Origin of the sequence: Sphingobacterium sp. HMA12, from assembly GCF_002933815.1 — a bacterium.
GTDB lineage: Bacteria > Bacteroidota > Bacteroidia > Sphingobacteriales > Sphingobacteriaceae > Sphingobacterium.
Genome location: NZ_BEYR01000001.1, coordinates 2516198 through 2528115 on the forward strand (window position 1 = coordinate 2516198; position 11918 = coordinate 2528115).

Sequence of the window (11918 nt, forward strand, 5' to 3'; positions counted from 1 at the left end):
TGTTTACGGCCGGTTATCGTTTATTATTTATTTCCTCCAGTTCAAGGGATTTTTTCGAGGTCGATTTATGCATATGCAGCATAGGGGCAAACATCCATTTACCTTGATTTTCCAAACTGATCAATGGCAACTGATAGGTCTGTTCCAATACCTCCCGGACCTGCTCTCTATTCAGACTTTGCAGATCCACAAGCGTATTTTCCTGCATCAAATAAAAGTGGTCACCAAAAAGGTAGGCCATATTTGGGTCGTGCATGACACAGAGCACTGTTGTTCCCTCCTTCACGAGTTCTTTGGCGGTCTGCAAAACCGCCATCTGATAGTTCAGGTCAAGATGGTTTGTCGGTTCATCCAACAGCAATAGATCAGGCTGCTGAACCAATACACGGCAAAGCAAGACCAGCTGGCGTTCACCACCGGATAAGGAGGTGTAGGACTTCTGTTTTAAATGTGCTAAATTAAACTTGTCCAAGATCTTCTCCACAGCCTCAAAATCCTCGTGATTCGGCGAAAAACGACTGAAGGAAGCGCGCCCTGTTAAAATGACATCAGCCACCTTAAAAGGAAAAGTTGTCTGATGAAACTGGTTTAAGAAGCCCAATTTCAGCGCATTCGACTTCCCTATTTTCCAGTTTCGACGCTCCGTTTCACCGATCATTACCACCCCCTGATATTGCTTCTCCAAACCAGCGATGACATTGAATAAGGTCGACTTTCCGCTGCCGTTTCGGCCTAAAATAATTGAAAGTTTTCCTTCGGGAAAGGTTACATTGACGTCCCGCAAAATAGTCTCTTTAGCATAGGCAAAAGATAGATTTTTGATATGGATGGATTTACTCATGAGTTCCAGTTAATTTCGTTCCTACGCATTAGGTAGATAAAGAGCGGCGCGCCAATAATCATCGTAAATACACCGATCGGAATTTCGAAAGGCATGACTGCACGGGAAAAATCATCAATCAATAACAGGAATGTCCCGCCAATACTGATGTTAGCCCATACGACAATATTATTGTTGGGACCAAAAATCATGCGACTGATATGCGGGACAATAAGTCCGAATAAGCTAATCACGCCCACCGCAGCAACAGCTGATGCGGTGATCATTGTCGCCACTCCAATCATGATCAATTTCAACAGCTTCGGATTTACACCTACCGCAATTGCTTCCTGATCTCCCAATGCCAATAAATTTAATTTCCAGCGCAATAAGATCAATATGATCAATCCGATCAAAATCGGGAAAAAGGCATGCTGCACTTTTGACCAAGAGGCGGTATGGAGATTTCCCATTGTCCATTGTACAATAGCCTGCAATTTGTAAGGATCACTCATATATTGTAATAGGGTAAGCATCGCCGTAAATACCCCTGAAATAACCATTCCTGCCAACACCATCCCAATAATCGATGTTTTTAAACCTGCATTGGATACAAAGTAAGTCAATGCGACAGCACAGACACCAAATAGGAACGCCGAGACATTAACCGATAAAAGTGGAAACAGCATAGCCAAAGCAGCGCCGAAAGCTGCTCCCGAAGATATGCCCAAGGTGAACGGATCAACAATAGGGTTTCGAAAAATAGCTTGTAGTGTTCCCCCAGAGGAAGCTAGAGCTGCACCTACCATAAAGGTTAATAGGATCCGTGGCAAGCGTACCTGCCACAAAATCGTATCCATATTACTCATCAGCACGGGGCTATCAGTACCCTTATAAAGTCCCAGTTCTAATCCGATACGCTGGCAGAGTTCAACAATACCAATATGCTGACTCGAGCCGATCAATAAAGAAAGCAGCAAAAGCAAGAGCGGCAATATGACAAGCAAAATCAGCTTTTTTAGTTGAAGTATCATTGAAGAAGCCCTGCTTTACCGTATAATTTTTCAAAAGCTACTGCCATGTCCTGATCCAGTTGCTCCTTGGTATAACTCGGGAAACACCAATGCCGCACCTGTTTGGCGAAGAGCATGAATTTTACTGTATGAGGATCAAAAGGAAAGGAAGGCGACATCACAAATACCTGTTTATTTTTCACGGCAGGCAGTGCCGCCAATTCTTTCAGGTTGTAAACATCAGAACTTTTGGAATTCCATAGTATCATGAGATCAGGATTCCACTTATAGATCGTTTCAGCTCCTACATTTGGTGCTTCCATTTCTAAAGGACAGGCATTCGCAGCACCCGATAGGCGAATAGCCATATCAATGAGACTTCCTTTTCCCGAAGTCGAAAGTACCCGTCCTTTTGACCAGGCGTAGTACACTTTCTTTTGCGGTTGATTTAGCGGAGCTGCCATTTTTTTAACCTCATCCCCAACAAATTTCACAATCTCCTCAGCCCGCGCCTTCTTGTCCAATAGCGTTGCCATACCGATCAGTTCGCTAAAAATACTGGTTTCATCCTTCGATGAAAAGGTATAGACGGGAATACCCAGGTTTTCGAGCTGCGCGATATTATCCTGATCGGTATCAAATGTGAGGACAAGATCAGGGCTCAGGCTTACGATGCTTTCTACATTGTTGGCCTGCCCCCCAAATGTCGGTGTTGCTATGCTTTTCTCAATGATACGTGGATCTAGTTTCGATAAAAAAGCGTAGGTATCCTCCATTTGATAGACTTGTTCAGGAATACCGACCAGCCGGTCACTGGCCTGCAGCATATACACCTCATCCACAAGAGAGGGATACAGAACGACAACACGTTGTGCTGGTCGTGCTAACGTAATTTCCTTACCGCGACCATCTGTCGCCTTGACCCCATTTTTATTTGCTTTGGACTGTTGGTTTTGGCAGCTTTGTAAAAAGACCAACAAGACCAGCGGCAATAGTAATGTATATATACTAGTTTTCATTCTTTCTCCTGTTCTTGAGCTGTTGGCGAATTAGGTCTTCGGAAAGCAACATTGCTTCTTCTAATTGGACCGACGCGCCATATTTCGCCGCAATTTGTTCATAGAGCCGGCCATCGTATGGCAAACGAAACGATTCGCTCTGATCGACTTTGAATATAGGCAAATGTCTATTACCGACGAAATAACTAAAATCTGCGAGTTGGATCAGACCTGAGGGATTAAACCTGATCGCCAAGGTCGGCTTGACCATAACGATTGCCTGTAACACGCCATTGTGATAGAGTGCATCTCCATGATGCCATTCCCTTCCGTGCTCCAATTGCATCAGGATCGTATTGCCAGACAAGGTATTTCTGGTCAAACGGCGTTTATTAATTTCAAACCATTCGATATACACCTGATCTACCTGTCCAGCAACGGATTGAGGCTGGGACACAATGGTATCTATCGGTACAGGCAATTTATTCATTGTTATATAGGATTTCTCATTCATGTTTCGCGCAGTAATCAACCATCGTTCTATCCGATCGCTGATCGCTTTTGCGCATTTACTATTTCGCCGCAGCTACTTTCTGTTGTTCTTTTTTCAATTGGACTTTCTCTTTCAACCAGTCGCACCAGCTGTCCAGACCATCTCCGTTCAAGGTACTGATTGTGATCACTTCCAGGTTTGGATTCACTTCACGAGCATCCTTTGTCACTGCGTCTACGGAGAAAGGCACATAAGGCAACAAATCCGCTTTTGAAACAAGCATCAGTTCACTTGTTAAAAACATACGTGGGTATTTTTTTGGCTTATCGTCACCTTCAGTTGTCGCCAATAAGGTGACCCGATAATCTTCCCCTAAATCGAAAGCAGAAGGACAAAGTAAGTTTCCGACATTTTCGATAAACAACAAGTCGATTCCTTCGATATCAATGTGATCAAGCGCCTGTAAAATCATTTGTGCTTCGATATGACACATACCACCGGTCACAATCTGCAAAGCATTGATTCCAACATCGCGCATACGAATAGCATCACGTTCTGTTTCAGGGTCTCCCACTAATACGGCAATGTTTAGATCTTTGGAAAGACGCTTTCCTGTCTCTTGCATCAACGTTGTTTTACCAGAACCCGGAGAAGAACATACATTAACCACACATACTTCTTTCAGTCTGTCGCGGATACTTTTGGCGACAAAATCGTTTGCCTTTAATAAATGTAGGGTTGTATTTTCACATTGAACCGAACCGACGCGGTTACCTAAACTTTTAGGATTTTGAGTATTGTCTGACATGATAAATGATTTTTTAATCGTGTTTAAAAATTACTTTTGATATATAGAGTTCATTTCCTTGAACAATTGTACTCGAAGGCTGTCCACAATCGCAGACAAATCGGTGAAAATGAACAGGAAAATTCTTTTTGCAGTGCTCACAATAGGCGATGATATCATTTACTACAACCTCCATTTCCATATCCCGGTAATGAGTATTTTCAGTGATAAAAGCGTCAAAAGCATTTTGGATCAGCACAGGCTGCACATTGGACAATAGTCCTGCTGTCACCTGAATTTTCTGGATATCATCCACTCTGCTCTCGTAATGCGAGGTCAGGGTATCGAAGATATCCTTTACTATACTTAGCTCGTGCATTGGTATATTTTAAGAAATCAATAAAATAAATTTAGAAAAGAAATTACGACTTTTTCGTTCAGCTTCCATGAAGAATGAAAGCTCCAAAATCGCTAAAATGGAATTTTTATTTGCTCAAAGAGCAGGAACCGTGCGATGGGAATCGGTTCAATATCCAAAACATGGAGATAACGGTAGTCGTTTTGCAGCATTGAAGGCAGTAATTCATGCCAAAGCAAATCAACCATAACTACCCAGCGGTCCGTTAACCAATCTTGATTATTCTCAATGTCCAATTCTGCAATAGATTGGACCGATGGATAGAGGGGATGTAAATTCGGATTGTCTATTTTTTGAGGGGTCGAGCGAAGAAAGTTATCTTTATTCGGCTCCGTTTTTAGGGAAGAAATGTCCTGGTGAAAACTATCACTTTTCGGTACAATACTGTTTGCATTTAAACTTTTAAATGAAACAAACAGAACTGTAATTAGAAAAATAAAGTGCTTCCACATAGCTGTAAACTAACAAAGTAACAAGTTTCCCTTTGAAAACAACACAAAGTTACTACCGATCAAACAACAAAAAGTAGCACAAATCTTGAATTTTATTTCACAAAATAGGAAAAGTCCAAAGAAAATTCCATAATTCTTCATATATTAAATTAAAATTTGGTTAAAGCCAGATTAAAATGATCTTAGAGGCGTAAATTGACGGTTTTGGCACAAAAAATTAAAACAGTTTTAAGCGATTATAGCCATCGTCCCTGGCCTATACCAACTAGCTCCTGGCGGTACTATCAGGAATGGCTTGATTTGCTCTTTTTACATTTTCAGGTCGATTATGATCTCTTGTGGTCCTTAGTACCCGCCGAGTTACAGATTGATCAACACGAAGGCAGCTCTTATGTATCTTTAGTCGCTTTCAAAATGAAAGATATCCGCCCAAAAAATTTACCTGCATTTTCGCCTATCTCGGACTTTTATGAAATCAATGTACGCACCTACATTGATCAGGATGGCAAAAAGGGCGTTTATTTTATCAATATTGAAGCGAGTAAATATCTATCCGCATTAGTCGCAAGAAAGTTATCCGGGCTACCTTACGAAAAGTCTATGATACTACGGGATGCACAAGGATACCACAATCTTAACCAAAAGAGAGGTTTTAAGTTGAAAACGACATTTGAGGTGACCGATGAGATTAAAATAAAATCCGGCCTTGACAGCTGGCTTACCGAACGCTATTGTCTTTACCTGGACAAACCCGATGGAATATATCGTTTCGACATCCATCATCCGGAATGGCCGTTATTTTCCGTGCAATTGCAGGAATGTCAGCTGGACTATATAACAGGGGATATCCATCTCCACAACGAAAATATTGCACTTATACACTACTCTCCCGGCGTACCTGTACTTGCCTGGGAAGCCATGGAGATTAGTCTTGATCGCGCATCTCCGTAAAAAAGAGCCTGTACTTCCGATCAAGTACAGGCTCTCCCATTATCAATTGCTTGTCACATGCCGCCCTTGTGTTCTGAACTTATTTTAACAGGCAGTGCCAGGTCAATTTATCTGTGTAAATCAAAACGATCCAGCTCCATTACCTTATTCCAGGCACCGATAAAATCCTTAACAAATTTTTCCTTCGCATCAGCACTACCATAGATTTCGGCAACTGCTCTTAATTCGGCGTTAGAACCAAAAACCAGATCCGCTCGTCCAGCAACCCATTTCCTTGCGCCCGTTTTGCGGTCGGTTCCTTCAAACAATTCCCGATCTTGCGAAACTGCTGTCCATGCTGTCCCCATATCCAATAAGTTTACAAAAAAGTCATTGGTCAACTGCCCGGGGCGTTCGGTCAAAACACCAGTCCGAGAACCATCAAAATTAGCTTGCAATGCACGCATACCACCGATTAAAACGGTTAATTCTGGAACAGATAAGGTCAGTAATTGCGCTTTATCAATCAACAAGGACTCTGTAGAAACTGTGTAGGAGCCCTTCCGATAGTTTCTAAAACCATCAGCGATAGGTTCTAAATATCCCATTGATTCCACATCAGTCTGTTCTTGAGAAGCATCCATGCGTCCCGGATTAAACGGAACTTTTAGCGCATGTCCGCCAGCTCTTGCTCCCTGTTCGATTGCTGCTGCACCGGCAAGGACTATTAAATCAGCCAGCGATACTTTTTTGCCCCCTTGTTGTTTACCATTAAAATCCTGTTGGATCTGCTCCAGCACTGTAAGTACCTTTTGCAATTGCGTCGGGTTATTAACCTGCCAGTACCGTTGTGGTGCCAAACGAATTCGGGCACCATTTGCTCCACCACGCATATCCGAACCGCGGAATGTAGATGCCGAAGCCCATGCTGTAGTCACGAGTTCCGCTGTGCTAAGACCTGAAGCTAAAATAGTCGCTTTTAAACCTTCAATATCATCTGCATCAACCAAGACATGATCTACCGCGGGAATAGGATCTTGCCATAGCAGTTCTTCACTCGGTACTTCTGTACCCAAATAACGCTCACGTGGACCTAGATCACGGTGCGTCAATTTAAACCAGGCGCGTGAGAAAGCATCAGCAAAAGCATCCTGATCTTCATAGAATCTACGGGAAATCTTTTCGTAAACGGGATCAAAGCGCAAAGAGAGATCCGTTGTCAACATTGTCGGTCTACGTTTTTTATTTGGATCAAAAGGGTCAGGAACGGTGGCTTCTACTCCCTTGGCTACCCATTGATGAGCGCCTGCGGGACTTTTCGTAAGTTCCCACTCGTTTTCAAAAAGATTTTTAAAAAAGAGATTTGTCCATTCAGTCGGTTTTTGGGTCCAGATTACTTCTAGGCCACTGGTAATCGCATCAGTACCAACTCCGCTGCCATAGCTACTTTTCCATCCGAGTCCCTGTTGTTCAATACCAGCAGCCTCTGGTTCTTTACCGACATTATCTGCTGGTCCGGCACCATGCGTCTTCCCAAAAGTATGTCCTCCAGCAATTAAGGCAACAGTTTCCTCATCATCCATTGCCATACGTCCGAAGGTATCCCTGATATCTTTTGCCGCTGCAATAGGATCTGGATTTCCATCAGGACCTTCCGGATTGACATAGATCAACCCCATTTGTACCGCTGCCAAAGGTTTTTCAAGATTGCGTGAATGTTGTTTGCCATCTGCATCGTCATCCGCTGATAACACACCATGTGACTCAACCACCCCTTCAGAACCATGCGCATAACGTACATCACCACCTAACCAGGTCTTTTCAGATCCCCAGTACACATCTAGTTCCGGTTCAAAAGCATCCACACGGCCTCCTGAAAAACCAAAGGTTTTAAATCCCATTGATTCCAACGCAACATTCCCCGTTAGGATCAATAAATCTGCCCACGAAATATTCTTACCATATTTTTGTTTGATCGGCCACAACAGTCGACGGGCCTTATCCAAGCTAACATTGTCCGGCCAACTATTTAAAGGAGCGAAACGCTGCTGCCCAGAACCTGCACCACCGCGGCCGTCACTCACGCGATAAGTACCGGCACTATGCCAGGCCATGCGAATAAATAAGGGGCCATAATGTCCAAAATCTGCTGGCCACCAATCTTGTGAATCAGTCATCAACACATGTAAATCTCTCTTAACGGCTTCCAGATCCAACTGTTTGAAAGCTTCAGCATAATCAAAGCCTTCGTCCATAGGATTTGATTTTGTTGCATGTTGTCTCAAAAGATCCACACGAAGTCTATTCGGCCACCAATCTTGATTCTGAGTTCCCCCTCCCGCAACGGCGTTGCGCATAGTCCCATTGTGAAATGGGCATTTGCTAATGTCTTTTTCGTTGTTGTCCATATTAAAAGAAAGTTTATTTATATAATATCTTAAATGATCAAATTGTTTGATCCTTACTTCCATAAAAGTAAACAAATACACGCCCCCTTGCACATCGAATGATTCGATACAATATAATCAAAATCTATAAATATAACTAAACCTTATAAGCAATCATACCAATAAATACTTTAAATGTACGCTCTAGCTATATCGTCCGCAACAATTAAAAAAACAAAAAACACTCTTTTTTTATTCTATGAATAGAAGAAACTAACATTCATTTGTCATGGGGGAATTATCCACATACCTGGTCAGTGCATTTATCGGTGTAAGTCTGGCAGCGGCAACCGGCTTCCGAATTTTTATGCCACTATTTTTATTGAGTTTAGGCTGTCGTCTGGAGTTGTTTCAGGTGGGCAATGAATGGACTTGGGCTGGTTCTAATCTGGTCCTGATCACGACAAGCATAGCAATGATTATTGAAATTGCTGCTTACTACATACCCGTTGTGGACAATATCCTGGATACAATTTCTATTCCCCTGGCAACAATTGCAGGCACCTTGCTTTTTGCCATACAGTTTGCAGATATTTCTCCATTTTTTCGTTGGTCGGCCGCCATTATCGCTGGCGGAGGAACCGCTGCAACGATCAGTACCGTACTTGCTGGTACGAGGGCGGCTTCCTCAATCGGTACGGCGGGTCTTGGAAACTTCATTATTTCGACCATGGAAACCATTGGTTCAACCATTTTGACTATCCTGGCCATATTTGTTCCTTTTATGGCTGTTCTGGTCGTTCTAGCACTATTTTATTTCTTCGGAAAATTTGGAAAAAAACAGCTGCAAAAGAAGCTCAAAAAAACATGAAAGAGATCAATGCGCCAGCATCGACCTCTTTCAACTTGTTGCCGATTATTTAGTCAATAATGACTTCTTGTGGTCTTTTTACCTTGTCAAGATCCTTAGGGAGAATGACTGTAAGTACACCATCTTCAAAACTGGCATGTACATTATCTGTGAGTACCTGTTCATTTAATTGAAATTCACGTTCAAACGCAGTGCCCAAGTGCTCCTTATAGATATAAGCTGCCGCATCGTTGGTATTTTCTGTACAAGAAATCGTTAAGATCCCTTCATTTATACTGACCTGAAATTGCTCTTTCTTTCGGCCGGCGGCGAATACCTGCACTTCGTAGAATTCGGAATTTTCGGAAATATTTACAGGAACAAATTGCTGTCCCTCTCCGCGCTGTCCTGCTTCGCCTTCAAAAAAATGCTGTTGAAATTTTTCAAAACGGTCTTTGAAATGTTGACCGCAAAATCTGTTTTGATTTGAATATCCGCTGGAATAATGATCTCTTTTAAACATGTCTTTATTTTTTTAATAATGAATATTGTGTATTGCGCAATGAGCAGTCCAAGGGACTTCACTATCGCATTTTATTAATGTTATTTGGTTTTCTACCAAGTCCTGATATTAATATACCGGAACAATTGTCGCATTCTTAACCCGTTGTTGCTTGTGTAAAGGAACGATTGCACTATTCGTCCTCGAAGCACTGTACATACCGGGGTGAATTGGCGCCTTATCCATTTTAAATGAGCGCATCTCTCTCCGCCGCATTTTGGCCATTGCAAAACTTCCTATTCCGAATAAGATGGATGCAACCAACAGTAGCTTAAAGATCGCTCCTATTATCAAGGTTGCTAAACCCGCTATTACCGTCAATGCGATCAAGCGGGGCAATATAAATCGAATTTTATTTTTCATTTTTTCCTTAATTTAATTGTTCTTTAAATCCAAAATCTGTCAATCCACTTATTGGTAATCCTATTCGTTATTCGATATACTTCTTTCGTTGTCAATTTCTCAACCCTTATAATTGTTGTATATCGCTAGTAACAGATCATCGCGTTCTGTCATTACCTCTAAAGTGTTTTTTCAGCTTTTGACATAAAAAAAGGCGCCTTTATAGAAGAAGACGCCCGCACCAAGTTTTTACTTTAAGTTTTTTTAAAAAATTTCTGATTTAAAAATAGCTTTGCATAAATCTTTACCATCCTTTTCCGACTCTGCACAAATTTAAGGGATATGAAACGTCCAACTCTTTGAAGAGTTGGCAATCTATTTCATACACACATTTTACTGAACTTATCAAAATAGAGGAACCAACCAAAAGGCGTTTTTATGAATTAGTGATATTAAAAACACAGCCAACTGTAAAAGAACTCAAACGACTAATTGATACCCTTACATACGAAAGAGTTGGATTATCCGAAAACCACAAAAATTCATTTGAGGAGGTGATGAAAAAAATAAAGCCACAACAAACAAGAGATTTGATTAAATCTCATTACTTCTTTGAATTTTTAAATATCGAACAACCGCATTTTAATCCAGCTGTCGGGATTTTACTTGTAACCATCCAAAACAAAGCATGGGTAGAATACGCCATTGCAGATAGTGATTTGGATATTTTTGTAAGTAAATACCAACTACAACTACCTGATAAATCACAACTGGAAGCATTTATCAATAATGAGTTAAAGAATATTTAAAACAATAGCTACTTAAAAAGCGGTAATCACATATTTTTAACCTAATTTTTTCAGAATCCACATCGTCCGCTGAAACGACGCTTCCATTCCTCACGCAAGCGCTCCCTTTCCTCTTCCGAAAGATCTTCATGGCGGCCCATATCGGGAGTGAAATTTTTACGGAACCCGCCTCTTCCCGGCTTACCAAATCCACGTCCAAATAGAATTCGTGATAGCACAAAAAGTCCAAACGCCTGCCAATATGTGATTGCCTTCAAATTGAAAATATCACACATTAATGTATTCCACAGATATTGCAACAAGGCTACCAGCAAGAAAACTCCAATGATAATGGCAACAAACACAAAAGCAAATTTGCCTTTTCCTTGTCTTCTCATTCTTCTATTCATAGCTTTACTTTTAAAATTTTAATTCTTCATACAAGTTCCGCAAACGTAAACGCAGATGTTTTACAGCATAGCCCTTTCTGCTTATGATCGTTTTCAGATTTTCATTTTCCATGTCGGCAATCTCCTGTAAGGTTTTATCTTCAATTTCATTGAGCATAAAAACCCGACGTTGTTTTTCGGGCAATTCTTCGAGGGCTTTCATCAACTCATCCCAAAAAATATCCTTGAATAATTTGAGCTCCGGATTGTTCGAATCATCGGCCAGGAGAAACTGACGTATCGGAAAGGCCGTATCCACTTCCTCTCCATCCGCCATTAAATCGTCAAGCGATTCATCTTTCTTTTTTCGGTAGCTATCGGTAATCTTGTTTCGGGTGACAGCATACAACCATGCCCCCGCATTTTCCAGTTCGTCCATATTGGTCAAACGGCTGAATTGATACCAGACCTCCTGCAAGATATCTTCGGCATCTTCCGTCTTTTTGACCTTTCCTTTTACAAAACGCAGCAATTGACTCCCATAAGTCTTGACGATATCTGTAAATGATCTGGAGTTTTTTTCTGCCATATGATTTTGGTATGCAATGTCCATAGCTACATAGACGAATCAACAAAGCTTTTACTCTAAATTATTTTCAGCTGTGATGCAGCTATCTGATTTATTCATC

The 11918-nt window shown here is 41.5% G+C and carries 15 protein-coding genes; 3 read left to right on the forward strand and 12 right to left on the reverse strand.

All coding sequences use genetic code 11. The features are described 5' to 3' along the window. Window positions 1–13: 13 nt before the first annotated feature. The 7 genes from HMAT_RS10950 to HMAT_RS10980 form a co-directional block, all read right to left on the reverse strand. A complete protein-coding gene (locus HMAT_RS10950) occupies window positions 14–841 on the reverse strand; it encodes an ABC transporter ATP-binding protein (RefSeq protein ID WP_104382737.1) in 828 nt (275 codons plus the stop codon). Then, window positions 838–1854 (reverse strand): iron ABC transporter permease, encoded by a 1017-nt coding sequence (locus HMAT_RS10955; RefSeq protein WP_104382738.1) that lies wholly within the window; start codon window positions 1852–1854, stop codon window positions 838–840. The genes HMAT_RS10950 and HMAT_RS10955 overlap by 4 nt, the downstream gene beginning before the upstream one ends. Beyond that, window positions 1851–2852 (reverse strand): ABC transporter substrate-binding protein, encoded by a 1002-nt coding sequence (locus HMAT_RS10960; protein WP_104382739.1) that lies wholly within the window; start codon window positions 2850–2852, stop codon window positions 1851–1853. The genes HMAT_RS10955 and HMAT_RS10960 overlap by 4 nt, the downstream gene beginning before the upstream one ends. Then, window positions 2842–3321 carry an urease accessory protein UreE gene (locus HMAT_RS10965; protein ID WP_158655771.1) on the reverse strand — a complete coding sequence of 160 codons (480 nt, stop codon included), beginning with the start codon at window positions 3319–3321 and terminating at the stop codon, window positions 2842–2844. The genes HMAT_RS10960 and HMAT_RS10965 overlap by 11 nt, the downstream gene beginning before the upstream one ends. Before the next feature lie 82 nt (window positions 3322–3403). Beyond that, window positions 3404–4132 carry a hydrogenase nickel incorporation protein HypB gene (gene hypB / locus HMAT_RS10970; protein WP_104382741.1) on the reverse strand — a complete coding sequence of 243 codons (729 nt, stop codon included), beginning with the start codon at window positions 4130–4132 and terminating at the stop codon, window positions 3404–3406. Window positions 4133–4145: 13 nt separating this feature from the next. After that, window positions 4146–4490, reverse strand: coding sequence for a hydrogenase maturation nickel metallochaperone HypA (locus HMAT_RS10975; protein ID WP_104382742.1), 345 nt, complete (start codon window positions 4488–4490; stop codon window positions 4146–4148). 92 nt (window positions 4491–4582) lie between these two features. Further along, window positions 4583–4981, reverse strand: coding sequence for a hypothetical protein (locus HMAT_RS10980; RefSeq protein WP_104382743.1), 399 nt, complete (start codon window positions 4979–4981; stop codon window positions 4583–4585). A gap of 204 nt (window positions 4982–5185) precedes the next feature. Between HMAT_RS10980 and HMAT_RS10985 the strand changes: the two genes are divergently transcribed. After that, window positions 5186–5932: a YqjF family protein gene (locus tag HMAT_RS10985; protein WP_199768591.1), complete on the forward strand. Its 747-nt coding sequence runs from the start codon at window positions 5186–5188 to the stop codon at window positions 5930–5932. A gap of 107 nt (window positions 5933–6039) precedes the next feature. Here the strand turns inward: HMAT_RS10985 and katG are convergent, their stop codons facing one another. Then, window positions 6040–8319: a catalase/peroxidase HPI gene (katG, locus tag HMAT_RS10990; RefSeq protein WP_104383389.1), complete on the reverse strand. Its 2280-nt coding sequence runs from the start codon at window positions 8317–8319 to the stop codon at window positions 6040–6042. Between the two features lie 268 nt (window positions 8320–8587). Between katG and HMAT_RS10995 the strand changes: the two genes are divergently transcribed. Further along, the gene (locus tag HMAT_RS10995) at window positions 8588–9169 is read left to right on the forward strand and encodes a DUF4126 domain-containing protein (protein ID WP_104382744.1); all 582 of its coding nucleotides are present in this window, start codon (window positions 8588–8590) and stop codon (window positions 9167–9169) included. A 49-nt stretch (window positions 9170–9218) separates the two neighbouring features. Here the strand turns inward: HMAT_RS10995 and HMAT_RS11000 are convergent, their stop codons facing one another. Beyond that, entirely contained in the window at window positions 9219–9671 is a 453-nt protein-coding gene (locus tag HMAT_RS11000) for an Hsp20/alpha crystallin family protein (RefSeq protein WP_104382745.1), read from the reverse strand. Between the two features lie 108 nt (window positions 9672–9779). Then, on the reverse strand, window positions 9780–10073 hold the full coding sequence (locus HMAT_RS11005) for a hypothetical protein (protein ID WP_104382746.1): 294 nt from the start codon (window positions 10071–10073) through the stop codon (window positions 9780–9782). A gap of 338 nt (window positions 10074–10411) precedes the next feature. On the opposite strand from HMAT_RS11005, the gene HMAT_RS11010 reads away from it, so the two are divergent. Continuing rightward, window positions 10412–10861, forward strand: a complete 450-nt coding sequence (locus tag HMAT_RS11010; protein ID WP_158655772.1) for a PDDEXK nuclease domain-containing protein — start codon at window positions 10412–10414, stop codon at window positions 10859–10861. Between the two features lie 50 nt (window positions 10862–10911). On the opposite strand, the gene HMAT_RS11015 is transcribed toward HMAT_RS11010, so the two are convergent. Both HMAT_RS11015 and HMAT_RS11020 read right to left on the reverse strand, forming a co-directional pair. Next, window positions 10912–11250 carry a hypothetical protein gene (locus HMAT_RS11015; protein ID WP_104382748.1) on the reverse strand — a complete coding sequence of 113 codons (339 nt, stop codon included), beginning with the start codon at window positions 11248–11250 and terminating at the stop codon, window positions 10912–10914. A 10-nt stretch (window positions 11251–11260) separates the two neighbouring features. Further along, the gene (locus tag HMAT_RS11020) at window positions 11261–11818 is read right to left on the reverse strand and encodes an RNA polymerase sigma factor (protein ID WP_199768592.1); all 558 of its coding nucleotides are present in this window, start codon (window positions 11816–11818) and stop codon (window positions 11261–11263) included. Window positions 11819–11918 lie beyond the last annotated feature (100 nt).